Source organism: Streptomyces coryli (genome assembly GCF_011044975.1).
GTDB lineage: Bacteria > Actinomycetota > Actinomycetes > Streptomycetales > Streptomycetaceae > Streptomyces > Streptomyces coryli.
This window is the reverse complement of record NZ_JAAKZV010000119.1, coordinates 1-23,612: the sequence shown is the minus strand read 5'-3', so window position 1 is coordinate 23,612 and position 23,612 is coordinate 1. Positions and strand designations below refer to the sequence as shown.

At 69.1% G+C, this 23,612-nt stretch carries 21 protein-coding genes; 4 read left to right on the top strand and 17 right to left on the bottom strand.

Translation table 11 applies throughout. The features are described from left to right. Positions 1-1,216 (bottom strand): glycosyltransferase family 4 protein (locus G5C51_RS24160; RefSeq protein ID WP_165240290.1); only part of this gene is annotated, 1,216 nt, incomplete at its 3' end. A gap of 166 nt (positions 1,217-1,382) precedes the next feature. On the opposite strand from G5C51_RS24160, the gene G5C51_RS24155 reads away from it, so the two are divergent. Then, entirely contained in the window at positions 1,383-4,487 is a 3,105-nt protein-coding gene (locus G5C51_RS24155) for an alpha-N-acetylglucosaminidase TIM-barrel domain-containing protein (RefSeq protein WP_165240289.1), read from the top strand. A 4-nt stretch (positions 4,488-4,491) separates the two neighbouring features. Here G5C51_RS24155 and G5C51_RS24150 read toward each other — a convergent pair whose 3' ends face one another. Together G5C51_RS24150 and G5C51_RS24145 are read right to left on the bottom strand one after the other, a co-directional pair. Next, on the bottom strand, positions 4,492-4,656 hold the full coding sequence (locus G5C51_RS24150) for a hypothetical protein (RefSeq protein ID WP_165240288.1): 165 nt from the start codon (positions 4,654-4,656) through the stop codon (positions 4,492-4,494). A 47-nt stretch (positions 4,657-4,703) separates the two neighbouring features. Then, entirely contained in the window at positions 4,704-5,747 is a 1,044-nt protein-coding gene (locus G5C51_RS24145; protein ID WP_338118284.1) for a glycosyltransferase family 2 protein, read from the bottom strand. A gap of 151 nt (positions 5,748-5,898) precedes the next feature. Between G5C51_RS24145 and G5C51_RS24140 the strand changes: the two genes are divergently transcribed. After that, the gene (locus G5C51_RS24140) at positions 5,899-6,306 is read left to right on the top strand and encodes a PIN domain-containing protein (protein ID WP_165240286.1); all 408 of its coding nucleotides are present in this window, start codon (positions 5,899-5,901) and stop codon (positions 6,304-6,306) included. Here G5C51_RS24140 and G5C51_RS24135 read toward each other — a convergent pair. The 14 genes from G5C51_RS24135 to G5C51_RS24070 all read right to left on the bottom strand — a co-directional run bounded on the left by G5C51_RS24135 (position 6,303) and on the right by G5C51_RS24070 (position 21,725). Next, complete coding sequence (locus G5C51_RS24135; protein WP_165240293.1) at positions 6,303-7,778, bottom strand: amino acid permease; 1,476 nt, start codon at positions 7,776-7,778, stop codon at positions 6,303-6,305. The genes G5C51_RS24140 and G5C51_RS24135 overlap by 4 nt on opposite strands. A 147-nt stretch (positions 7,779-7,925) precedes the next feature. Continuing rightward, on the bottom strand, positions 7,926-9,863 hold the full coding sequence (gene dxs / locus G5C51_RS24130; RefSeq protein ID WP_165240285.1) for a 1-deoxy-D-xylulose-5-phosphate synthase: 1,938 nt from the start codon (positions 9,861-9,863) through the stop codon (positions 7,926-7,928). 195 nt (positions 9,864-10,058) lie between these two features. Then, positions 10,059-11,369, bottom strand: a complete 1,311-nt coding sequence (locus G5C51_RS24125; protein WP_165240284.1) for an ABC transporter permease subunit — start codon at positions 11,367-11,369, stop codon at positions 10,059-10,061. Then, positions 11,366-12,181 carry an ATP-binding cassette domain-containing protein gene (locus G5C51_RS24120; RefSeq protein ID WP_165240283.1) on the bottom strand — a complete coding sequence of 272 codons (816 nt, stop codon included), beginning with the start codon at positions 12,179-12,181 and terminating at the stop codon, positions 11,366-11,368. The genes G5C51_RS24125 and G5C51_RS24120 overlap by 4 nt, the downstream gene beginning before the upstream one ends. Before the next feature lie 137 nt (positions 12,182-12,318). Then, positions 12,319-13,422 carry an ABC transporter substrate-binding protein gene (locus G5C51_RS24115; RefSeq protein WP_240929892.1) on the bottom strand — a complete coding sequence of 368 codons (1,104 nt, stop codon included), beginning with the start codon at positions 13,420-13,422 and terminating at the stop codon, positions 12,319-12,321. A 134-nt stretch (positions 13,423-13,556) separates the two neighbouring features. Next, positions 13,557-14,756 (bottom strand): ROK family protein, encoded by a 1,200-nt coding sequence (locus G5C51_RS24110; RefSeq protein WP_165240292.1) that lies wholly within the window; start codon positions 14,754-14,756, stop codon positions 13,557-13,559. Positions 14,757-14,879: 123 nt separating this feature from the next. Beyond that, a complete protein-coding gene (locus tag G5C51_RS24105; RefSeq protein WP_165240273.1) occupies positions 14,880-15,044 on the bottom strand; it encodes a hypothetical protein in 165 nt (54 codons plus the stop codon). Positions 15,045-15,096: 52 nt separating this feature from the next. Next, positions 15,097-15,477 carry a hypothetical protein gene (locus tag G5C51_RS24100; protein ID WP_165240281.1) on the bottom strand — a complete coding sequence of 127 codons (381 nt, stop codon included), beginning with the start codon at positions 15,475-15,477 and terminating at the stop codon, positions 15,097-15,099. 161 nt (positions 15,478-15,638) lie between these two features. Beyond that, on the bottom strand, positions 15,639-16,541 hold the full coding sequence (locus G5C51_RS24095) for an ABC transporter permease subunit (RefSeq protein WP_165240280.1): 903 nt from the start codon (positions 16,539-16,541) through the stop codon (positions 15,639-15,641). After that, a complete protein-coding gene (locus tag G5C51_RS24090) occupies positions 16,538-17,593 on the bottom strand; it encodes a carbohydrate ABC transporter permease (protein WP_165240279.1) in 1,056 nt (351 codons plus the stop codon). Before G5C51_RS24090 ends, G5C51_RS24095 begins: the two co-directional genes overlap by 4 nt. Before the next feature lie 7 nt (positions 17,594-17,600). Next, complete coding sequence (gene ngcE / locus G5C51_RS24085) at positions 17,601-19,004, bottom strand: N-acetylglucosamine/diacetylchitobiose ABC transporter substrate-binding protein (RefSeq protein WP_165240278.1); 1,404 nt, start codon at positions 19,002-19,004, stop codon at positions 17,601-17,603. 591 nt (positions 19,005-19,595) lie between these two features. Beyond that, positions 19,596-20,291: a PIG-L deacetylase family protein gene (locus tag G5C51_RS24080; protein ID WP_165240291.1), complete on the bottom strand. Its 696-nt coding sequence runs from the start codon at positions 20,289-20,291 to the stop codon at positions 19,596-19,598. 5 nt (positions 20,292-20,296) lie between these two features. Next, on the bottom strand, positions 20,297-21,250 hold the full coding sequence (locus tag G5C51_RS24075; protein WP_165240277.1) for a GNAT family N-acetyltransferase: 954 nt from the start codon (positions 21,248-21,250) through the stop codon (positions 20,297-20,299). A 19-nt stretch (positions 21,251-21,269) separates the two neighbouring features. After that, positions 21,270-21,725, bottom strand: coding sequence for a DUF4188 domain-containing protein (locus G5C51_RS24070; protein WP_165240276.1), 456 nt, complete (start codon positions 21,723-21,725; stop codon positions 21,270-21,272). A gap of 105 nt (positions 21,726-21,830) precedes the next feature. Here G5C51_RS24070 and G5C51_RS24065 point away from each other — a divergent pair, with 105 nt between their 5' ends. Both G5C51_RS24065 and G5C51_RS24060 read left to right on the top strand, forming a co-directional pair. Continuing rightward, positions 21,831-22,502: an HAD-IA family hydrolase gene (locus tag G5C51_RS24065; protein ID WP_165240275.1), complete on the top strand. Its 672-nt coding sequence runs from the start codon at positions 21,831-21,833 to the stop codon at positions 22,500-22,502. Positions 22,503-22,717: 215 nt separating this feature from the next. Further along, on the top strand, positions 22,718-23,612 hold an 895-nt coding region (locus G5C51_RS24060), incomplete at its 3' end, for an acyltransferase domain-containing protein (RefSeq protein WP_165240274.1).

The following is a 23,612-nucleotide window of genomic DNA, read 5'->3' as shown; positions in this document are numbered from 1 at the left end:
CGGGGATGGCGGTGGGCGCGGGCGGGGTCGCCGCGAGCGCGGGCTCGTCCGCCGGCGGCACCGGCCGCAGCAGCGCGAAGAGGTCCTCGTACCGCTCGGCGATCCGCTCCGGCAGGTAACGCCGCGCCTTCTCGCGGGCGTTGCGGCCCATCTCGTGGCGGCGGTCCTCGTCGTCGATGAGCTTCAGCAGCGCGTCGGCGTACGCGTCCACGACGCCCTTCCCCATCGGGACCAGGACGCCGTCCTGCCCGTCGGTGATGATCTCGCCGGGTCCGTAGTCGCAGTCGGTGCTGATCACCGGCACGCCGCAGTGCATCGCCTCGACGATGGTCATGCCGAACGACTCGCCGTCGCTGGAGACGGCGGCGATGGCGCCCTTGGCCCACTCGGTCTCGATCGGGGAGTGCGGGCCCATCAGGAAGACGTTGTTGTGCAGGCCGAGCTCGTCGATGCGCTGCCTGAGCGCGTCGCGCTTGCCGCCGCGGCCGTAGATCCGCAGCGTCCAGTCGGGGCGCTGCGCGGCGACCTTGCCGAAGGCCTCGATGAGCCGCTCGTAGCGCTTGACCCGGATCAGCCGGCCGGCCGCGACCACGACCTTCGCGTCGCCGGCGGCGGGCTCGACGGCGGGGGCCGGGGAGCCGTTCGGGATGCACTGGATGTGGGTGTCGGTCGGGCCGAGTGCCTTGCGGTACGCCTCGGCGTCGCCCTCGGAGACGGTGATCCAGGCGTCGAGGCCCGCGATGGCGGCGTTCTGCTCGGAGCGCACCGGCTCGCGGTGCATGGAGTGCGTGAGGTGCTCCTGGCCGATGCGCAGGTACCGGCCGTCGCCGAACTCGGCGAGGCAGGCGACCAGGAACGGGCGGGTGGCCACGACCACGTCGGCGTCGGTGCCGCGGAGGTACTGCTCGATCCGTATCTCGCTGAGCAGCCCGCCCTGGCCGCCGGCGCCGTGCGCCGGGCCGTCACTGGGCATGATGGTCCGCTGCTCGGCCGCCAGCGGATGGCCGCCCTCGTAGCTGGGCTGGGACTTCCGCAGGTCGACGAGGTCGACGACCTTGACCTTCTTCGCCAGCGGCAGCGCCGGCCGCTTGGCCGTTTTGTGCACGCTGACGATGGTCACGTCGTGCCGCTTGGACAGCGCGCCCGCGAGATTGAACGTGGACCGGATGGTGCCGCCAATCCCGTAGGCGTTGTACAGCAGAAACGCGATCTTCAACTGGAATCCCCTCCGCGGTGCGTACGCCTCACGCTTTGCACCTTTCCGCGTGGACGGAGGGGACATGCCGCGCAAAAGTCCCTAACCATCGGGACCAAAGTCCCTTGTGCCCAGTTTTCCGCTGGTTTTTTGCGCCTCGTTTACTTTGTTGTCTACCGTGCCCCGGGTGACTGAAGTGAGCCGACGTACGCTGCTGGGCAGCGCAGGTGTCCTGAGTGCCGGAGCAGCTCTCGGCGGCGGCGCCTGGGTGGCGCGCGGCGGGACCGGACGCCGGACCGCCCCCGACCCGGGCCCGGCGCTGGCCGCCGCGCGCCGGCTGCTCCCCGAGCACGCCGACCAGATCACCTTCGCGCCACTGGCCGAGGCTGCTGCTGCCGATAGAGGCGACCGGTTCGAGGTCGGCGGCTCGCGGGGCGCGATCGAGATAGCCGGCACCACCCCGGCGGTGATGCTCACCGGCCTGCACTGGTACCTGAAGTACGTCTGCGACGCGCACATATCCTGGTCCGGCTCGCAGCTGAACCTCCCCCGCACCCTCCCCGCGCCGGGCTCCCGACTGAGCCGCAGCGCCACCGTCCCCGCCCGGTTCGCGCTCAACGACACCCACGACGGCTACACCGGCCCGTACGACGCCTGGCCGCAGTGGGAGCGGATGATCGACGTCCTCGCCCTGCACGGCTGCAATCAGGTCTACGTGACCCCGGGCCAGGAGGCCGTCCACCACCGGCTGCTGAAGGACTTCGGCTACTCCGACAAGGAGAGCCGCGCCTGGATACCGGCCCCCTCCCACCAGCCGTGGTGGCTGCTGCAGAACATGAGCGGCTACGGCGGGCCGATGTCGCCCGAGGGCCTGACGCAGCGGATCGAGCTCGGCCGGAAGATCGTCCAGCGGCTGCGCGACCTGGGCATGTCCCCCGTCCTGCCCGGCTGGTTCGGCTCCGTCCCGACGGACTTCGCCGACCGCAACCACGGCGCCGCCACCATCCCCCAGGGCACCTGGAACGCGCTGCGCCGCCCCGACTGGCTCGACCCGCGCACCCCGCTGTTCCGGGAAGTGGCGGCCGCGTACTACCGCCACCAGACCGAACTCTTCGGCGCCTCCCGGCACTACAAGATGGACCTGCTGCACGAGGGCGGCCGCCCCGGCGACGTGCCGGTCCCGGAGGCGGCGGGCGCGGTGCAGCAGGCCCTGCGCACCGCCCATCCCGACGCGACCTGGGTCATCATCGGCTGGCAGAACAACCCCACCCACGAGCTGCTCAGCGGAGTCGACACCTCCCGGATGCTGATCGTGGACGGCCTGTCGGACCTGGACGCCACGACCGACCGCGAGACGACGTGGGCAGGCACCCCGTACTGCTTCGGCTCCATCCCGAACTTCGGCGGCCGCACGACCCTCGGCGCCAAGACCCACCACTGGACCGAGCGCTTCACGTCCTGGCGCGACCGGGAGGGCAGCGCGCTCGCCGGTACGGCCTACATGCCGGAGGCGACCGACCGCGACCCGGCGGCCTTCGAGCTCTTCAGCGAACTGGCGTGGCGGGAGGAGGCGGTGGACCGGGCCGACTGGTTCGCCAGGTACGCGCGCTTCCGGTACGGCGGCGAGGCGGACGGCGCGCGGGACGCCTTCGCGGCGCTGCGCTCGACGGCGTACGAGCTGAACAGCATCGACGGCCGCCCGTACGAGAGCATCTTCGCGGTCCGCCCGTCGTGGACCGCGGGCGCGAACACATACGACGGCGCGTACGACCAGCCGGACTTCGACGCGGCGCTGGCGGGGCTGCTGCGGGTGCCGGAGCGGCTGCGTGACTCGGACGCGTACCGCCACGACGTCGTGGACGTGGCGCGGCAGTGCCTGGCGAACCGGTCGCGGGTGCTGTTCCCGCAGCTGCGGGCGGCGTACGAGCGGAAGGATCTACGCGCCTTCCGGCGGCTGTCGAAGCTGTGGCTGCAGCTGATCCAGCTCAGCGAGGAAGTGACGGGCGCGCACGCGGCGTTCCTGCTGGGGCCGTGGCTGGCGCGGGCGCGGCGGTCGGGCACATCGGCGGCGGAATCGGCCCGTTACGAACACACCGCGCGTGTGCTCCTGACCACCTGGGCAGGCCGCGAGACGGCCGACGACCACCTCGCCGACTACGCCGACCGCGACTGGCACGGCCTCTTCTCCGGCCTCCACCTGCCGCGCTGGCGCCGCTTCCTCGATGCGCACGAGACGGCGCTGGCGGAGGACCGGGAGCCGGCGGACATCGACTGGTACGCCTTCGAGTCGGCGTGGACGCGGGGCACGGAGGGGCACGCGACGCGGCCGGTGGCGGACGCGTACCGGACTGCGGCCCGGGTCCGCGACTACCTGGCCACGGCCCCGTACCAGGGCAGCGTGACGGTCACGCACGCGCCGAAGGTGCTGGCGCCGGGCACGACGGGCGAGCTGCGGGCCACCTTCCGCAATGAGAACGGCCTGGCCGCGACGGGCCGGATCGACATGCTGCTGCACGACCTGGACGCCGCCCCGGCAGGCGTCCGGATCCCCGCCCAGTCGGTCCCGCCGGCGGGCACGACGACCGCGACATGGCAGGTCAAGGCCCCGGAGAAGGCCCCGGACCGCCCGCTGCTCCCCCTCCCGTACCAGCTCAACACCGGCTACGGCGCGGAGGGCGGGGAGCGCATGTCGCACCCGACGCGCGGCGCGGTCTACGCGGGCCGCCCGGTCCGGAGCGCGGGCCTGCGCACCTATACCAGCAACGGCGCGGTCTTCGGCGAGGCGGCCGACGGGCGCCTCGGGATCGCGGGCGCGGGGCGGGACTTCTGGAAGGGCAACGAGGAGTTCGGGGCCATCTACCGGGAGGGCGCTCTGAGTCGGCACGGCTCGACGACGGTCCGGGTCGACTCCCAGGAACCGACGGCGAATTGGGCCCGGGCGGGACTGGTCGTACGCGACGACATCTCCAGGACGGCCGCGAAGGGCCTGGTGACCCTGAGTATCACCCCGGCCAGGGGCGTCATCCTCTCCTACGACTCCGACGCCAACGGCTCGGCGAACAAGTCGGTGCGGGTGCCGGGGATTTCGGCGCCGGTCACGCTGCGGCTGAGCCGGGACGGCGCCACGTACACGGGCGAACTGTCGACGGACGACGGCCGCAGCTGGCGCCGGGTGGGCCGGGTCCGGGTGCCGGGAGCGGCCCGCCGCCAGGACGCCGGGGTGTTCATGACGGCGGCGGGCGGCGGGACCGGGGTGCGGGGACTGGTGGAATTCGCCGAGTGGCGGGTGTAGTTGCTTACCCCTCCCTGTTACGGCGGCGGGCGACCAGCTTGGTCAGGGCCAGGCCGGCCATCAGCAGTGTCGTGGCGGCGACGATCGAGCCGAGGGTGCTGACGCCCGTCGAGGCGAGGGCGGCGCCTCCGGCGCCGGCGGTTCCGGTGGAGGCGGCGTTTCCGTACAAGCGGGTTTCTCCTCTGTGCTGGGTGTTTCTCTCGGCCGCGTGACGACTCACGTGGCCATCCACCGCTCCCTGCGGCGCAGCAGCATGTCGAACAGGGAGCGGAAGTACACGAAGTGCTGGAACAGGTCGTAGAGCAGCTCCACCACGATGAGGGCGGCGAGGAGTTGGGCCCGCAGGCCGGCCTTGCGGACCGTGAAGACCTTCTCCGCCATGAAGATCAGGCCGATCGACGCCCAGAAGGGGTCGAGGCTGGGCCAGCCGAACAGCACCAGGATCAGCGCCATCAGCACGAAGTACAGCAGCAGGGCGATGCAGGAGAAGCCCATCATCAGCTGGCGGAAGACATACGGCGCGGTGACCCTGGTCAGGCCGTATTCGCGGAGGTTCTCCAGGGCGCCGCGCTGCCAGCGGATGCGCTGGTGCCAGAGCTTCGGCAGGTTCGGCATCACCTCGGTGACCACCTCGCAGCCGGGCGGCGAGACCGTCCGGTAGCCGAGCGTCTTGATCGCCTTGGTGATCTCGTCGTCCTCGGTGAGCGAGACCAGGGAGTAGTACGAGGTGCCGTCGCCCACCCGCCCCGCCAGCCGGCCGCGGCGGACCTCGCGCAGGACGCCGACCCGGAAGAGGGTGCCCGTCCCCGTCAGGACGTCCGCGCGGTTGCGCTTGCGCTTGATGTCGTCGGCGTAGCGGTGGAATTCCATCCGCTGGAGCATGCCCAGCAGCCCGCCGCCCGCCTCGCCGTGGAAGATTCCGCCCACTGCCGGGACCTTCTCGCCCATCGCTGTCCGCGCCGCGCCGATGAAGGTCGGGGATATGACCGTGTCGGCGTCCTGGATCAGGATCAGGTCGTCCGGGTGCAGCTGCGGGACGAAATACTCCAGGGCCTGATTCAGCGCGCCCGCCTTCTTGTGGACGTTGTCGTACGTCTTGAAGACCTCCGCGCCGGCCGCGTACGCGATGTCCTCGGTGCGGTCGGTGCAGTTGTCGGCCACGACGACGACCCGGTCCGGCTGGTGGTGCTGGGCCCGCAGGCCGCCGATCGCGCCGGCGATCCGCGCTTCCTCGTTGTGGGCGGGGATCAGAGCGATCACCGTCGGTGAGGTTGAGGTCCGCGGTGCCATGCGTGCAGTGTTGCCAGTCCGGGCGGGGAGTTAAGTGCGATCAGCCGGTTGATCACACGCAGAGGTGAGGTTGAACAAGAGTCTTGACGGCGGGCCGTGCGTACCGTGAAAGGCTGGCGCCATGTCTGACCCGCTCCCCCTCTTGGTCGTCGACGGCGCGAACGTCGTCGGTTCCGTACCCGACGGCTGGTGGCGCGACCGGCACGGGGCCGCCGAGCGGCTGCGGGACGCGCTGGTGCCGTACGGCGATGAAGGCGTGCCGGGGCTGGAGCCGCCGGTCGAGGTGCTGCTCGTCGTGGAGGGGGCGGCGCGCGGGGTGGAGCCCGTTCCGGGGGTACGGGTGGTGGCCGCGGCGGGCAGCGGGGACGACCGGATCGTGGAGCTCGTACGCGAAGCGCGCGAGGCATCTGAGGCCGGGGACGGCGAGCCGCGCGATGTCCTCGTCGTCACCGCCGACCGCGAGCTGCGCGAGCGCGTGCGGGCGCTGGGCGCGGAGGTCGCCGGGCCGCGGACCGTCCGGCCGCGCTAGAGCCCCTGGGACCCCTGCGTCTTCCCCAGCCGGCTGTTCCGCCGCCCGTACGCGAAGTACACGACCACGCCCAGCGCCATCCACACCGCGAACCGCAGCCACGTCTCCGCCGGCAGGTTCAGCATCAGCCACAGCGACGCCAGCACCGACAGCGCGGGCAGCACCGGCACCCACGGCGCCCGGAAGCCGCGCGGCAGGTCGGGGCGGGTGCGGCGCAGGACCACGACGCCCACCGCCACCAGCACGAAGGCGAAGAGGGTGCCGATGTTCACCAGCTCCGCCAGCTCGTCGATCGAGGTGAAGCCGGCCACGACGGCGACCAGCAGGCCCAGCAGCAGCGTGGAGCGGTACGGCGTCCCGAACCGCGGATGCACCCGGGAGAAGAAGCGCGGCAGCAGGCCGTCGCGGCTCATCGCGAAGAACACCCGGGTCTGGCCCATCAGCAGGATCAGACACACCGTGGTCAGGCCGACCGCCGCGCCGAAGCTGATCAGGCTGGCCCAGAAGGGGTGGCCCACCGCCTTGAACGCGTCCGCCAGCGGCGCGTCCGTGGTCAGCTCCGTGTAGTGCTGCATGCCGGTGACCACCAGCGACACCAGGACGTAGAGCAGGGTGCAGATCGCCAGCGAGCCGAGGATGCCGCGCGGGACGTCGCGCTGCGGGAGCTTGGTCTCCTCCGCCGCCGTCGCCACGATGTCGAAGCCGATGAAGGCGAAGAAGACCACCGCCGCGGCCGCGAAGATCCCCATCACGCCGAAGTTGCTCGGGGTGAAGCCGAAGAGCAGCTGGACCAGCGGGGCGTGGATGCCGCTGCCGCCCTCGGCGGCCTTGGAGGGCGGGATGAACGGGGAGTAGTTCGAGCCCTTGATGAAGAAGGCGCCGGCGATGATCACCAGCAGCACCACGGTGACCTTGATCGCCACCACGACCGCCGTCACCCGGGACGACAGCTTCATGCCCGCCACCAGTACGGCCGTGATCGCCAGCACCAGCAGCGCGGCCAGCAGGTCGAAGCCGAAGACCCCGTCGTGGGTGCCGGAGAGCTGCTGCGGCAGGGCGATGCCGGCCGAGTCCATCAGCGACCGGACGTACCCGGACCAGCCGACCGCGACGACCGCGCAGCCGAGCGCCAGCTCCAGCACCAGGTCCCAGCCGATGATCCAGGCGGGCAGCTCGCCCATGGAGGCGTAGCTGAAGGTGTACGCGGAGCCCGCCACCGGCACGGTCGAGGCGAACTCGGCGTAGCAGAGCGCGGCCAGCGCGCAGACCACGCCCGCGAGGATGAAGGCGAGGGCGGTGGCGGGGCCCGCGGTGTCGCGGGCGATGGTGCCGGTGAGGACGAAGATGCCGGTGCCGATGACGACACCGACGCCGAAGACCGTGAGATCGAGGGCGGACAGCGACTTCTTCAGCCGGTGCTCGGGCTCCTCGGTGTCCTGGATGGACTGCTCGACGGACTTCGTACGGAACATGCTGCCGGGTCCGGGCACGGGCGCACCACCTCCGCCGGGGAGGGTTCCCTGGCGGGGGTGGTGCGTATACGGATCGGGGCGGCGGTCACCCGTACGGGCCCGGCGCCGTACGGCCTAGTGCCGTACGGGCCCGGCGCGCGGGGCCAGTCAGTCGCGTACCGGCGCCGAGTCCTGCTCGCGGGCCGCCGGGACGCCGTCGAGGCGGGCGACCAGGCCGGTGACCTGGCGGGCGATGTCGGGGGCGGTCAGGCCGATCTCCGCCATGACCTCCTTGCGGGAGGCGTGGTCGAGGAAGCGCTCCGGGATGCCGAAGTCGCGCAGCGGCAGGTCGACGCCGGCGTCGCGCAGGGCCTGGGCGACGGCGGAGCCGACGCCGCCGGAGCGGACGTTGTCCTCGACGGTGACGACGACGCGGTGGCGCTCGGCGAGGGCCGGGAGCTGCTCGTCGACCGGCTTGACCCAGCGCGGGTCGACCACCGTGGCCGAGATGCCCTGCTTGTCGAGGAGGTCGGCGATCTCCAGGCACATCGGGGCCAGGGCGCCGACCGAGACCAGGAGGACGTCGGCGTCGCGGTCGGAGGTGCCGGCGTCGGCGGACGGCTTGCGCAGCACGTCCATGCCGCCGATCCGGCCCACGGCGGGGACGGCCGGGCCGACCGCGCCCTTGGAGTAGCGGACCACGGTGGGGGCGTCGTCGACGTCGACGGCCTCGCGGAGCTGGGCGCGCACCTGGTCGGCGTCGCGCGGGGCGGCGATGCGCAGGCCGGGGACGACCTGGAGGACGGACATGTCCCACATGCCGTTGTGCGAGGCGCCGTCGGTGCCGGTGACGCCGGCCCGGTCGAGGACGAAGGTGACCCCGCACTTGTGCAGCGCCACGTCCATCAGGACCTGGTCGAAGGCGCGGTTGAGGAAGGTGGCGTAAACGGCGACGACCGGGTGCAGCCCGCCGGTGGCGAGGCCGGCCGCGGAGACGGCGGCGTGCTGCTCGGCGATGCCGACGTCGTAGATCCGGTCGGGGAACTCGTCGGCGAAGTCCTTCAGGCCGACCGGGCGCAGCATCGCGGCGGTGATGGCGACGATGTCGGCGCGCTCCTGCCCGAGCTTGACCATCTCGTCGCCGAAGACGCTGGTCCAGTCCTCGCCGGAGGCGGCGACGGGAAGCCCGGTGTCGGGGTGGATGACGCCGACGGCGTGGAACTGATCGGCCTCGTCCTTACGGGCGGGGAGGTAACCGCGCCCCTTCTCGGTGAGGCAGTGCACGATGACCGGCCCGCCGAAGCGCTTGGCGCGCAGCAGCGCGGACTCGACGGCGGTGACGTCGTGCCCGTCGATCGGGCCGACGTACTTGATGCCGAGGTCCTCGAACATGCCCTGCGGGGCGATGAAGTCCTTCAGCCCCTTCTTGGCGCCGTGGAGCGTCTCGTAAAGCGGCTTGCCGACGACCGGGGTGCGGTCGAGGAGGTCCTTCGTACGGGCGAGGAAGCGCTCGTAGCCCTCGGTGGTGCGGAGGGTGGCGAGGTGGTTGGCGAGGCCGCCGATGGTGGGGGCGTAGGAGCGCTCGTTGTCGTTGACGACGATGACGAGGGGGCGGTCCTGCGCCTCGGCGATGTTGTTGAGCGCCTCCCAGGCCATGCCGCCGGTGAGCGCGCCGTCGCCGATCACGGCGGCGACGTGAGCGTCCTTGCCCTGCACCTCGTTCGCCTTGGCCAGGCCGTCGGCCCAGCCGAGGACGGTGGAGGCGTGGCTGTTCTCGATGACGTCGTGCTCGGACTCGGCGCGGGAGGGATAGCCGGAAAGACCACCCTTCGTCCGCAGCTTCGCGAAGTCCTGCCGGCCGGTGAGCAGCTTGTGCACGTACGCCTGATGCCCGGTGTCCCACAGCACGCGGTCCCGCGGCGAGTCGAAGACCCGGTGCAGCGCGATGGTCAGCTCGACGACACCGAGGTTGGGGCCGAGGTGACCGCCGGTGCGGGCGACGGACTCCACCAGGAAGGTCCGGATCTCCGCGGCCAGCTGCTCGAGCTGCTCGGCGGTGAGGCGGTCCAGGTCGCGCGGTCCCTTGATACGGGCAAGCAGTGCCACCCGTTCCTCCTTGCTGTTCGAGCCACTCCGGCAGCCATTCCTTGGGGATGCCGATCCGTCGAGTCTAATCGTGGGGGGTGACGGGCGTGATCGCCTGCGATCTATGACACATCGGGTGACACAGTCGTGCCACAAACAGCGCAGCCCCGCCCGGGTCGCTGACCCGGGCGGGGCCTCTTGCGTGCGGTGCCGCGGTCAGGCGCGGCCCGCGGTCCGCTGCGTCTTGCGGGTGACGGAGTCGATGACCACGGTGGCCAGCAGCACGCCGCCGGTGATCATGTACTGCACCGGGGTGGCGATGCCCTCCAGCGCCAGGCCGTACTGGATCGCGGTGATCACGAGCACACCGAGCAGCGCGTTCCAGGTGCGGCCGCGGCCACCGAAGAGGCTGGTGCCGCCGATGACGGCCGCCGCGATGACGTTCATCAGCAGGTCGCCGGTGCCGGCGCCCTGGTTCGCCGCCGCGATCTTCGAGGCCCAGAAGAGGCCGCCGATGGCCGCGAAGGTGCCGGCGATGGCGAAGACCGAGATCCGGACCAGCTCGACGTTGATGCCCGCGCGGCGAGATGCCTCGACGCTGCCGCCGAGCGCGAAGATCTTGCGCCCGTACGAGGTGCGGCGGAGCAGGAAGTCCGTGCCGATCAGGACGACGAGGAAGAGCACGACCGCCAGCGGCAGGCCCTTGTACTGGTTGTACATCACCGCCGCGGCGTACGAGACGACCGCCAGCACCACGGTGCGCAGCACCAGGTCGCTCATCGGCCGGAACGGCACGCCCGCGGCCTCGCGCCGGCGGTTGCCGACGAAGGAGGTGACGAAGAACAGCCCGACCACGACCGTGGCGAGGCCGTAGGCGGCCGCGACATCCGCGAAGTAGTACGTGGTGAGCTTGCCGATCACGCCGTCGCCATCGATGTTGATGGTGCCGGAGTCGCCGAGGATCTGCAGCATGAAGCCGAGCCAGAACAGCAGGCCGGCGAGGGTCACGGCGAACGCGGGAGCGCCGAGGCGGGCGAAGAACCAGCCGTGCAGAGCGCCCATGACCGTACCGCTGAGGATGGCGACGATCAGGGCGAGCCACTCGGCCATGCCCTCATTGACGCTGAGCACCGCGACGATCGCGCCGGCCGCGCCGCTGACGGAGCCGACCGACAGGTCGATCTCGCCGAGCATCAGCACGAAGACGATGCCGACCGCCATCATGCCGGTGGCCACCATGGTCACGGTGATGTTGTTGATGTTCTCGGCGGAGAGGAATGCCGAGTTCATGCTCTGGAAGACGATGCAGATGATCGCCAGACCCACGACGACGGGTATGGAGCCCAGGTCGCCGGCCTTGACCTTGCGCTTCAGCTCGGTCCAGTAGCCGAGGAAGCCCTGCTCGCGGACGAGTAGCCGGGGGTCGACCGCGGTGACCGCGGCGGCCGCGGCGGCCGGGGCGTCGACCGGTGCGGCCTGGCCCGGCACTGCGGTGCCGGCGGGCGCGGAGGTCTTTTCGGTCTTCACTTCTTGACCTCCACGTTCTCGGCCTCGGCGCTCTCCGCGCCGGTCCGTGCCGCCCGGCGGGTCACGGCGTTGTCCGTGGCACCGGTGATGGCGGCGATGATCTCTTCGTGGGACGTGGACTTCACGTCGAAGACGCCGTTGTTACGGCCGAGGCGCAGCACCGCCACCTTGTCGGCGACGGCCTTGACGTCCTCCATGTTGTGGCTGATCAGGATGACGGCGTGGCCGCGCTCGCGGAGCCGCTCGACCAGGTCGAGGACCTGGGCGGTCTGCTCGACGCCGAGGGCCGCGGTGGGCTCGTCGAGGATGACCAGCTTGGGCTCGCCGAGCATGGAGCGGGCGATGGCCACGGTCTGGCGCTGACCGCCGGACAGCGAGGCGATCGGGATGCGCACGCTCGGGATGCGGATGGAGAGCGTGGAGAGCAGCTCGCGCGAGCGGCGCTCCATCTCGACCTCGTCCAGCACGCCGCGCTTCTTGATCTCGCGGCCGAGGAAGAGGTTGCCGACAACATCGATGTTGTCGCACAGCGCCAGGTCCTGGTAGACCGTCGCGATGCCCAGGTCCTGGGCATCGTGCGGCTTGTGGATACTGACGGACTTGCCGCCCCACTCGATGACGCCGTCATCGATGGGGTGCACGCCGGCGATCGTCTTCACCAGCGTGGACTTTCCGGCACCGTTATCGCCCACGAGGGCCATGACTTCACCGGCGTGGACTTCAAGCTCGACGTCGGTGAGCGCCTGAACGGCACCGAAACGCTTGGAGACCCCGCGCAACGCCAACACGGGCGTAGCGGACACGTGAACCATCTCCTTCGCCGCCTGACCGGCGGGGATGTAAAGCAATGAAGCTGGGGGGTGGTGATGCCCGGTGCCCCGCCCCCGTCAGCGGGGGTGGTGGAAGGGGGCGGGGCGCCGGGCGGATGAGGGGTGGAGTGCGCCGGGAGTTACTTGAGGCCGAGCTTGTCGCAGGCGGCCTTGTACTTCGCGGTGCAGATCTCCTCGACCGTCCAGATCTTGTCCTTGATGACGGTGTCCTGGACGTTCTCCTTGGTCAGCGAGACCACGTCGATCAGCTTGGCCGGCACGCCCTTGGTGGTCGGGCTGTCGACCTTGTCCGGGGCCTCGGCACCGAGCTTCTCGCCCTTGGCGAGCTTCACGGCCATCTCGGCGGCGGCGTCTGCCTCGCCCTTGTACGGCTTGTAAACGCTCTGGTACTGCTCACCGGCGACGATCCGCTGCACGGCGGCGAGCTCGGCGTCCTGGCCGGTGACCGGCGGGAGCTTGTCGAGGCCTGCGCCCTTCAGGGCAGTGATGATGCCGCCCGCCATGCCGTCGTTCGCGGAGTAGACGCCGACGATCTTGTCCTTGCCGATCGCCGAGATCGCGCCCTCCATGTTGGCGTTGGCGTTCTCCGGCTTCCACTCCTTGGTGTCGTACTCCTTGCCGATCTTCACCTTGCCGTCGAGGACGGAGTGGGCGCCCTTCTTGTAGTCGCCGGCGTTGGGGTCGGTCTTGGCACCGTTCATCATGACGATCTGGCCGTCCTTGGCCTTGTCGCCGAGCGCCTTCAGCAGGGCCTCACCCTGGGCCTTGCCGACCTGCGCGTTGTCGAACGAGGTGTAGCCGGAGATCGGACCCTCGGCGAGACGGTCGAAGGCCACCACGGGGATGTCGGCGTCGTCGGCCTTCTTGACCGAGCCGGCTATCGCCTTGGAGTCGACCGAGTCCAGGATGATCGCGTCCATCTTGTTCGTGATCATCGTGTCCATCTGCTGGGTCTGCAGCGTGGCGTCCTGCTTGGCGTTGACGTAGGAGACCTTCGCCTTGCCGCCGGTGAGCTCGCTGATCTTCTTCTCGATCAGCGGCTTGTCGAACTTCTCGTACCGAGCGGTCTGGTTCTCGGGGAGCAGGAGACCGATCTTGAGGGCGTCGGTCTTCTTGCCGCCGTCGCCCTTGTCACCGTTGTCGCCGGACTCCTTCGCGCTGCCACAGGCCGCGAGACCGACGGTCATGGAAACTGCGGCCAGTCCAATGGCCGCACGACGCAGATGCGTGTTCACGTGGGAAAACCTCCCTGACGAGGCCGCGTCGTTGCGGCCGAGGTGCCACGAAGTCAACTCGCCCGGGGCGTTACCGTCAAGAAGTGTTTATTTAACGAGACGACAACGATGCCAGGCGTTCTTTAGGTGAACGCAGCGACCTGAGAAGGCGCAGCTCCGTCCAAAACGGACGTATCGCCCATCTCGCTGAGTACGAGGGCCAGCGCCCCGAGCACCCCCGCCCGGCTGCCGAGCGCTCCGGAAACAAGCGTCAACTGCCGTGCTGCGCTGGGAATCGCGTACCGCGAGACCGACTCGCTGATCGGGTCCAGGACCAGCTCTCCGGCCTCCGCGAGGTCGCCACCTAGGACTACGCGGCTGGGATTGAGGAGATTGCAGAGGCTGGCCACGCCGCTGCCGATGTGTCGTCCGACATCGGCGATGACGCGGCGGCAGCCGGGGTCGCCCTCGCGGGCGAGCTGAACCATGCGCTCCACGGTCAGATCCGGGCCGTGGCTCGCGGCGAGCAGGCCGAGAATGTACCGGCCGGCGGTAAAGGTCTCCAGGCATCCGCGATTGCCGCAGCGGCAGACGGGCCCGGATTCGTCGAGGGTGATGTGGCCGATCTCGCCGGCGGTGCCGCCGGGGCCTCGGTAGATCTGCCCGTTGATCACGAGCCCGGCGCCGACACCGCTGGCGACCTTGATGTACGCGAGGTCCTTGGCGCCGCGGCCCGCGCCCCAGACGAGCTCGCCGAGGGCGCCGAGATTGGCGTCGTTGTCGACGTAGACGGGGACGCCGAGGCGCTCCGCGAGGTCCTCGCGGGGGTTCGTACCGGCCCAGCCCGGGAGGATCGCGGTGGAGCCGAGGGCTCCGGTCTCCACATCGATGGGTCCTGGGACGCCGAGGCCGACGCCGACGGTCTTCTCGGCGGGGGCGCCGGTGTCGGCGAGCAGGCGTTTGACCAGGTCTTCTGCCCGGTCGAGGCCCTCGGCCGCGGAGGCGTCGACGTCGATCGGCTCGGATTCCTCGGCGAGGACCTGGTGCGCGAGGTTGCCGATCGCGACGCGCAGGTGCGTATGGCCGAAGTCGACGCCGATGACGATGCCGGCGTCCCCGCTGAGCGATACGGCCCGCGCCCGGCGCCCGCCTGCGGAGGTCGGGGTGACGCTGACCGTGCCGGATTCCTGCAGCTCACGGACGATATTGGAGACCGTCGCGGCGGACAGTCCGGTGCTCCTCGCGATCTCCGCCTGGGTGAGCGAGCCGGCCAGGCGCACGGCACGCACGACCCGCTCGAGATTGGCCCGGTGCAGCGATGACTGCGACCCCGGAGTCTGCACGACCATCCACTCCCGCCTGGGCGAGCACGGCACGACGGCCGGCTCGCCGTCCGGGCCACGCCTATGGGGTCCGGACTGTCTACAACTAGTGAACTATAGGCTGGGTGGGATGGGTTACCTGCGTCAAGACCTTGACCAGACTGAGACCTCGGTGGAGCGCTGGGACACTGAGCCGGCGATCCGGCGTTGGAAGAGGACGTACACGATCAGTACGGGCACCACCGTGATCACGATCGCCAGGAAGACCGGGAAGGTCAGCCCGGCCAGCATCATCACGAACAGCGCCATTACGCCGCCGACTGGAGGAGGGACAGTCGGCGGCGTTCAACTACGGAAGCGGTCAGTCGTCGTAGTGCCAGGTCGTGCCATTGTCGGCATGGAACGAGCGGCTGTAGTCGTGCTCTAGATTGGCTCCGGTGCTGCTGCGCTCGGTCCAGATGTGCACGCGGACCAGCGCCGAGTCGGGCTCGACGTCAGCAGTGGTGTTGTCGCAGCCCCCGCCCAGCGGGGCATCCACCGCCTTGACCGCCTGCCATACGTTCAACGAGTCGTTCCACTTCTGCACACTGGCCCGGACCTTGACGCCGTCGGTGCCCGAGTTGTCGCAGGCCGACAACTTGTCACCGTTGCCTATGAAATTTGCATAGCCCTGTGGCGTGATGTCGGCGTAGCCATTGTCGGCAGCTGCCGAGCCGGCGGTCAGGCCGATCGCGGCGAGCACTGCCCCCGCCACCACGACGCTTCTCGCACCTAATCTCATCATGACGATTTCTCCAATTTTTTCGGACGGGACTCCGCGCATCGCAGCGTTGCGGCAGGGCGCAACTGCCCGACCGGGGGTCGACGATGGTCAACCCCCGGCGGGCGGTCAGGCGGCAGGTTTCAGCGGAAGGTGCCCTGGGACACCGAGCCGGCGATTCGGCGTTGGAAGAGGACGTACACGATCAGCACAGGCACCACCGTGACCACGATCGCCGCGAACAGCGCCCCGTAGTCGATGTCGTAGGCCTGCGAGGACGCGTAGGCGGCCATGCCCTGGGTCAGGACCCAGTTGTCCTGGTTGGTGTTGAGCGTGACCGGCAGCAGGAACTGGTTCCACAACCCCAGGAAGTTGAAGATCGCCACCGCGGCCATTCCTGGTTGCGCCATCGGCAGCATCACCTGGAAGAACGCTCGCCATTCGCCGGCGCCGTCGATCTGCGCGGCCTCGTAGACGTCATGCGGCAGTGACCGGAAGAACGCGTAGAGGAAGAACATCGTGAACGGCAGCGCGAACGCGACATAAGTGAGGATCAGTCCCAGACGCGTGTTCAGCAGCCCGAAGTTCTGCAGCTGGAAGAACAGCGGCACGATCGCCAGGAAGACCGGGAAGGTCAGTCCGGCCAGCATCGTGTAGTAGATCAGCCGGCGTCCGGGGAACTGGAACCGCGCCAGGATGTAGGCGCACATCGCGCCCAGCAGCATCACCAGGAACAGCGCACAGACGACGACGATCACCGAGTTGATGAAGTACTTCCCGATGTTCGCGTCAGTCCATGCGTTCTCGTAGTTCTCGAACCGCCACTTCTTCGGCAGCTTGAACGGCGATGACAGAATCTCGCTGGTCGACTTGAACGACGAAACCAGCACCCACACCATGGGCACGATCACGATCACGGCCCACAGGCTCATCAAGGTGTGTGCGATCGCCGCAAACCTGCGGTCGCCGGCTGCGGTGACTTTCGTCAGCTTCTGATCGCCGGTGGCGGTGGTGCCCAGCTTCTGGTCGGCGGTTGTGGTACTCACTGAGCGCCTCCTTCAGCTCCAGCAGGAAGAGCTCCGCGCGCAGGCGCCTTCTGCTTCTTTTCCTCGCCGCCGCCGGTCAGGCGATTGACGGCGAACACCAGCGCCGCGAACACCAGGGTGACAACCGCGAGGACGACACCCATCGCGGTGGCATATCCGAACTTCCCCTTCGTGAATGCGGTGATGTACAGATCCTGGCTGATCGTGAGGGTCGAGTTGTCCGGCCCGCCCTGCGGCAACAGCGCCTGTACGAAGACGAACGCGTCCAGCGCGGCGATGCCCAGATAGATGTACGCCGTCTGCACAGTGTCCCGAATCGTCGGCAGGGTGACCGAGAGCGTCATCCGGAACCGGCCGGCCCCGTCGATCCTGGCCGCCTCGTACAGCTCGGCGGGGACTCCCTTGATCGCGGCGATGAAGAGCACCGCGTAGAAGCCGACGAGCCCCCAGATGAAGACGAACATCACGGACGGCATCGCGGTCGACTTCTTACCCAGCCAGCTGAACTCTTCGAAGTCCAGACCGAGCTTGGTGAGGATGCCGTTGAGCAGGCCGGCGTTCGGGTCGAACATCTGCGCCCAGATCAGGCCGACAATGATCGCCGGCACGACGTAGGGGAAGAACGAGATGATGCGGTAGAACGACGCGGCCCCGATCCCACGGACGGGGCCCTTGCTGGGCCCTCCCAGGGTGATGGCCACCGCGACCCCGAGGGCGAGCGACAACGTCACAAACGGGACGACGGCCGCCAGCAACGCGACGTTGCGCAACGCCTTCAGGAAGATCTCGTCCTGGAACAGCTCGGTGAAGTTCTCCAGCCCGACGAAGTTGTAGTCCTGGCTGTAGCCCGCCCAGTCGGTCATCGCCCAGAAGATCGCCTGGGCGAATGGGTACAGGACGAAGGTCACGAACACGGCCAACGGGACGCCGAGGAACGCGATAAAGAACGACACCCGGTCGAAGGTGAGCTTGCGGCGGCGGGGCCGCCCGCCGCGAGCGGCCGGCTCACGCCGGCGGCTCGCGGCTTTGGGATTGGTGGTCGTTTCGCTCATGGCGGTGCTATTTGACCTCGAGCTTCTTGACGGAGTCGTCTTCCCGGATCTTGTCGGAGATCTTCTGCATCGCCGAGGTCAGGCCCTTGGCGTCAAGGTCGCCGGAAAGGAACGAGTTCCACGGCACCAGCAGGTCGGGGTTCATCCCGTAGGCGGTGATGAACAGGTAGTTGAAGATGTTCTTGCCCGCGGCCTCGAGCATCTTCGTCTGCGAGACCAGTGCCGTCGATCCGTAGCCGTCGGAGGGCACGGTGCCCTTGACGATCGTCGGGGCCTTCCGCGTCTTGGAGAAGTTCTTGGCCGTCTGCTCGGACAGCATCGCCCGCAGCACCTCTTTGCCGCCGGCCGCGTTCTTGCCCTTCTTGGGAACGATGAACGGCTCGCCCGCAGCCGCACGAACCGACTCATAGGGCATCTTCGGGCTGTCGGAGAGCACCATCTCCGGAATCCCGGTCATCTGGAAGTTCTTCTTGGTGGCCCTGATCATCTCGTTCTCGATCCAGCCACCGGTCGGGTAGAGGAGAGCCTTCTGCGCGTTGCTCCAGTGTGCCTGCGCCTTCTGGAACTGGGTGCCGGAGCCACCGGGAACGAACATCTTCTCCTTGACCATGGTCTCCATGATCTTGAGGACATCCTGGATGGGCTTCTGCGACCAGGAGTCCTTCTCCAGCTTCTCGAGAGAGATCCGGACCTCGTCGCCGCCCTCCTTGATCGCCGAGTTCATGAGCAGCGTCAGGTAGTACGTCGCGGCTTCCTTGCCGTGGACCCAGAGGTACTTGTCCTTCTTCTTGGCCTTCCGGCCGAGGTCGAGCGCTTCGTCCCAGGTCTTCGGCGCGGTCCAGCCGTTCTCGTCGAACAGCGTCTTCGAGTACCAGACGCCGTACACCGTCATCACGTAGTTCAGCCCGACGAACTTGCCGTTGTACGTACCGGGCTCCTTGACGCCGGGGTACACCGTGTCGGCGATCTTCTTGCCCTCGTAGTTGTTGGCCTCGAAGACGTCGTCAAGCTCCTCGAGCTGATCGAGAATCTTGAGGAACCCGATCTGGTCCTCACCCGAGTTGTCGATGAGGTCCGGCGGGTTGCCGCCGACGAACCGGGGCTGGAGCTCCGGGCCGATGTCGACGACGGGCTTGACGTCGACCTTGACGCCCTTGACCTGGCTCCCGATGACCTTGTTGACGTAATCGACATAGTCGGTCTTGTAGCCGCCGTTGAAGATGGCTGCTTCGACCTTGGAGTTCTTGGCGACACCGAACGGGTTCTTCGACGACTTCTCGCCCTTCGGGCCGCCGTTGCCGTCATCGCTCGAGGGAGAGCCACACGCAGCCGCCATCGACGCCATGGCTGCCGTTGCGATCGCTCCGCGCAGGAGCGTCCGCCTATCAAGAGCGCCGCTACGAATGGTCATCTCTGCATCCTCACTGATCGATTTGATCTACCTGGGTTTGTTGCGTGTGTGGCTGTCAGGCCAAGCTGGCCATCCGCTGCCGGCTGCGCTTCCAGCGCATCTTTGGGTGCGTCCGCGCTTGGGACGTTGGCGGGGACATACATCGGATCGTGTCGCCGTCGCTGCGGAGCCGCTCAGCGGCACCGGTGACGATCAGTCGTGCTCCGCTCGCTCAGATCACGGCGGCCGACGTCAGGCGTGGATCCCATGTTCAAGTCCTCGCTTTCTCCAGGACTCAGACGGTGTACCGGGTCCCTGCCATCGCTCGGGTACGGCGAAGGGGCCGATTGCCGCGTTCTGTTGATCGGAGTCGTGCGGGGTAACGCCCCCGGGGATCGTCAAAGCCGCACGGCAGCAGCCGTTTCAAGCGCAACCCACCCCGGTGCCGGTGGCAGTCATTGCCACCGGTCGCGACAGGTATAGTCCACTACTCGCTCGTGAGCAAGATCGTTTACAAAGTTCGGCCACAGATTCTCCGCATTGAGATCTCCCGGAAATCTGCGCGACGCCGCTGGTCGCAGAGGTTCATACCACCGACGCCGGAACCAGGATTCAGCCCGCCCTGAGCGGGGTCACGGCGGGCCGCTCGTGGGAAGGAAACGCCAGCGCACAGGCACGTTCGGTGCCGGCGAGACAGCCGCGCATGGTCATTTGCGCCGTGTAGTAGTCGATGTAGCGGAATCCGTACGTCTCGCCCCGGGCGAAGGCCTGCTCGGCGATCGCGGCGCGCCAGGCGTCGTACGCCGCGGCCGATACCGGGACATAACGGCTCGGAGTGAAGCCCTCCGCATCCTCCCAGTTCTCGGCGTAGTACAGCGCCGTGACCGGGTGCCGGGTCAGCCCTTGCTGCGGCAGTCCGGCCAGGAAGCGCGCCCGTTCCGCCAGCACCGACGCGTTCTCGTGGTCGCTGTGGATGCTGTGCCGCCAGTGCGCGATGACGGTGTGCGGGCGGATGTCGCGGATCAGCGCCGCGATCCGCTCCGCTACCTCGTCACCGGTGGTGAGGTAGCCGTCGGAGAGGTCGTCGAAGCAGGCGAACTCCGCGCCGATGTCGTGCGCGAACTGCCGGCCTTCCGCGAGCTTCTGCTTCTTGTACGTATCCGGGTCGAGCTTGGGGTGCCCCCGCTCCCCTGGCGTCAGGGCCAGGATGACGGCCCGGCCGCCTCCGAGGATGTGCTCCGCGAGCATCGGGCCCGCGGTGAGGTCCATGTCGCCGATGTGGGCGCCGATGGCGAGGACCGTCTTCATGCCGGTCACGCTCCCTCCTCCCGGCGCAGTACCTGGAAGGTGCGCGTCGTACGGAACCCGGTCGCGCGGTACAGGTGCCCGGCCGGGGTCTGCTCGCCGGTCCACAGGAACCACGCCGAGTGTGCGCCGCAGCCGCGCATCCGCTCCAGCGTCAGATGCAGCAGCGCCTTGCCGAGCCCGGTGCCGCGGGCGTCCTCGCGTACGCCGAAGGGGCCGAAGCGCTCGGTCATCCCCTCGTACGCCTCGTGCATGGCCCAGCCGAGCAGCCGGCCCGCCGGGTCGCGGGCGGTGACGATCCGCTCCGGCGGGGTGCCGCGCAGGAGGCAGGCGCGGATGGCTCGGGCCCAGTCGGGATTGAAGTGGTTGCCGGCGAGGTGGAGGAGCTCGGGGAGGTCGTCGTCGAGTGGGGTGGTGAAGCGGTAGCCGGTGGCGGTGAGGTGGTCTACGCGTTCCGCCACGGCGGGCGGCATGGCGTAATCGAGGAGGCTCAGGTCCATGGCTGCCGCCTCGTACAGCCGGCGGAAGCCCAGGTCGCGGAGGAGGGCCGACGCTTCGGGGTACGTCGTCGCGTCCAGGCCGGGGAGGAAATAGTTCGGGGCGTACGAGGAGAAGTCGGCCCGGGTGCGGCCGTGGCTGCGCAGCCACTCCAGCGCCTCGGTGAGGAGCAGGCGCGCCACGCCGCGGCGGCGGTGGGCGGGGTGGGTGAAGAAGAACGGGATCCAGCCCTGCTCCGGCTCCAGGTCCGCGCCGTGCAGCGGGAGCTGCCTGCGCACGGCATAGGCGGCGCCGATGATGCGGCCGTCGTCGAGGGCGAGGCGGAGGCCCTGCGGGTCGAAGTTGGCGTCCAGCAGGACCAGTTCACGGAAGCGGGCCGGGCCGATCGGGTCGCGGGGTGCGCTGCGGCGCCAGGCCTCGATCAGGGCCGGGCCGTCTCCGGTGCGAAAGCCGCGGGTCTCCATGGGCGCGCGTCCCTCCTGCTCACTCGCCGGGGCCGGCTGACTGGCCCGGGGTCCGGCCGATCGCCTGGCCCAGGCCGAAGGCCGGCATGTTCACGTAGCGGGCCTCGTACGCGTCCGGCTCGATGCGGTAGAGCTCGTGCCAGATGCCCACGTCACCGCCCGACCCGACGGCGCCGTTGAACCACTTCCAGTAGGCGCGGTGGTGGCGGTCCTGGGAGCGCGAGAATTCCATGATCTTCTCGCTGCTCTCCCAGTACTGGATCACCGTGATGGTCCGGCCGCTCCGGGCCACCCGGGCGCCGAGCAGACCCAGCTCCGGATCCGCGGCGAGCTCGCCCAGCATCTTGGGCATGGCGAAGAACGCCGGCCACCATTTGCGTACCTTCCAGAGGCGGTTGAAACGCATCCCCACCAGGAAGAGCACGAAGCCGCGGCCCCCCTCGGCATTCATCCTGCCCACGTCTATGTCCGGCATGGCGGACCAAACTAGCGCGACGGAAGCGGCTGTACACAGGGTCGCGGCCGGATAACATCACGGCCTGCCGGTGCGAAGTCCGCCCCTTCGAACGGATGGTCCCGTATGTCGCAGGTGGCGCACGAGCCGCTGCTGGTGGAGGTCACGGCCACGGACGGCGTCCGGGTACGGCTGGCGGACATCAGGGTTCTGCTCTTCGACATGGACGGCACGCTGGTGGATTCGCAGGCCGCGATGGACCGGCATACCCGGCTGTGGGCCGATCGGCACGGGCTGGATCCGGAGGCGGTGATCCGGCACTCGCACGGGCGGCGGGATATCGACGTCATACGGGAGTTGGCCCCGGGTGCCGATCCGGATGCTGAGCTGGCCTGGTTCGACGAGGTGTCCTGCACCGACTCGGAGGGGGTCCGGCCGGCGCCGGGGGCTGGGCGGCTGCTTGCCGCGCTGCCGGTCGGGAGCTGGGGCGTGGTGACCTCGGCGACGCGGGCGGTGAGCCGCGCTCGGATGGGGGCGGCGGGGCTGCCCGTACCGGAGGTGCTGGTGTGCGCGGAGGATGTCGAGGAGGGCAAGCCCAGTCCGCAGGGGTATCTCGGGGCTGCCGCGAAGTTCGGTGCGGATCCCGCGCATTGCTTGGTTGTGGAGGACGCGGACGCGGGGTTGCTGGCGGCCCGGGCGGCCGGGATGCGGGCGCTGGCGGTCGATGGCGCGCATCGGCCGGTGTACGGGAAGCGGGTCGCGGGGCTGCGTGCGATGTCTGTCGTCGTGGGGCTCTGACCGGCCTCTTTGTCGCCAACTTCCTTTCTGGCTTGGGTAGTTACCGGCCTCGGGAAAATGGCGTAGACCTATTGCGCTCCGTCCGGCGATGGGTAGGCTGACGGCGCGCAAGGTGGCCTAGACCTATTTGGTAGTGCGCTCCTCCGTGGGCTGACACGACTCTTCATGTACCGCACAGTTGCTGATCGTTCACACCATGCCCCGGGGGGCCGGAAGTGGATCTGAGAACTGCACTGCTGCTGCCCGGACAGGGCGCCTATCGGCCCGGAGCGCTGGCCGACGAGCTCGGCGCTCCCGTGGCCGAACTGCTGGATACCGTCGATGCGGTGGCTGCCGAGTTCGGTCGGCCGGGCGTGGCGAAGCTGCTGCGGGATGCCGATGCCGACGCACCTGACGCCCGGCGGCTTGCTGCTACGGATCCGTTCGCGTTGCAGTTGGCGATCTACGCCACTGCCTTGGCCCATGCCGCGGTCGCGGATCGCCGGGAGCGGGCTGATGTGGTCCTCGGGCACAGCATGGGCGAGATCGCGGCGGCTGCACATGCCGGGTGCTTCACGGTCGCCGATGGTGCGCGTATCGCCGCCCATCGGGCCGAGGCGCTGGAGCAGACGGCGGCCGGGAGCGGGGGCATGCTCGCCGTCCAGCTGTCCGCGCGGCGGGCGGAGGCGCTGCTGGCTGCCGCTGAGCGGCCCGGCAGCCGGCTCGCGGTGATCAACGCTCCGCGGCATGTGGTGCTTTCCGGGCCGGAGACGGATCTGGGGGAGCTTGCCGCGCTTGCGGATGTGCTTCGGGTGCGGGCTGTGCGGTTGCCTGCTCCGTATCCCTTTCATAATCCGCTGCTTGCTTCGGCGCAGGCCGCGTTTGCGGCGGCCATTGAGGACATTCCGCAGCGGGGGGCGAGGACGCAGCTTTACTCGCCGGGGCTGGGGCGGCTGGTCACGGGTGAGACCGATGTGAAGGGGATGCTGGTCGCGCAGCTCACGGTGCCTGTGGACTTTCTGGCTGCGGTGCGGGATCTGCAGACGTATGGGCTGGAGAGGGTGGTCGAGTGTGGGCGGGCTGGGTTGAGCTCGATCGTCTCGGCTGTGGGGTGTGCGGTGGGGCCTGTGG

Coding starts and splice junctions, on each gene's coding strand:
- G5C51_RS24140 (WP_165240286.1), top strand. CDS start 5,899: ATGTCTGACCCGCTCCCCCTCTTGGTCGTCGACGGCGCGAACGTCGTC.
- G5C51_RS24135 (WP_165240293.1), bottom strand. CDS start 7,778: ATGTTCCGTACGAAGTCCGTCGAGCAGTCCATCCAGGACACCGAGGAG.
- G5C51_RS24120 (WP_165240283.1), bottom strand. CDS start 12,181: ATGGTTCACGTGTCCGCTACGCCCGTGTTGGCGTTGCGCGGGGTCTCC.
- G5C51_RS24105 (WP_165240273.1), bottom strand. CDS start 15,044: ATGGCGCTGTTCGTGATGATGCTGGCCGGGCTGACCTTCCCGGTCTTC.
- G5C51_RS24090 (WP_165240279.1), bottom strand. CDS start 17,593: ATGAGCGAAACGACCACCAATCCCAAAGCCGCGAGCCGCCGGCGTGAG.
- ngcE (WP_165240278.1), bottom strand. CDS start 19,004: ATGACCATTCGTAGCGGCGCTCTTGATAGGCGGACGCTCCTGCGCGGA.
- G5C51_RS24080 (WP_165240291.1), bottom strand. CDS start 20,291: ATGAAGACGGTCCTCGCCATCGGCGCCCACATCGGCGACATGGACCTC.
- G5C51_RS24075 (WP_165240277.1), bottom strand. CDS start 21,250: ATGGAGACCCGCGGCTTTCGCACCGGAGACGGCCCGGCCCTGATCGAG.
- G5C51_RS24070 (WP_165240276.1), bottom strand. CDS start 21,725: ATGCCGGACATAGACGTGGGCAGGATGAATGCCGAGGGGGGCCGCGGC.
- G5C51_RS24065 (WP_165240275.1), top strand. CDS start 21,831: ATGTCGCAGGTGGCGCACGAGCCGCTGCTGGTGGAGGTCACGGCCACG.